The 268-nt window shown below is 64.2% G+C and carries 1 protein-coding gene; it reads left to right on the forward strand.

The window, feature by feature from the left end:
* The coding region (locus ACLJNW_RS25460) for a MetQ/NlpA family ABC transporter substrate-binding protein (RefSeq protein WP_410961400.1) at positions 1-243 on the forward strand (243 nt) is incomplete at its 5' end.
* Positions 244-268: the final 25 nt, after the last annotated feature.

Here is a 268-nt window from a genome sequence, read left to right on the forward strand (position 1 = left end):
GTGCTGGACCAGGTCGACCTGGACCTGATCAACACCAACTACGCGCTGGAGGCCAAGCTCAACCCGGCCAAGGACGCGCTGGTCCTGGAAGACCGCGACTCGCCCTATGTGAACTACCTGGTGGCGCGTCCGGACAACAAGGACAGCGACGCCCTGAAGAAGCTTTCCGCCGCGCTGACCAGCCCGGAAGTGAAAGCCTTCATCGAGAAGAAATATGCCGGCGCGGTGGTCCCGGCCTTCTGACCCCAGCCCGTCCCGACTCCCACGC

Origin of the sequence: Salmonella sp. SAL4457, assembly GCF_046548235.1 — a bacterium.
Taxonomy (GTDB): domain Bacteria; phylum Pseudomonadota; class Gammaproteobacteria; order Enterobacterales; family Enterobacteriaceae; genus Salmonella; species Salmonella enterica.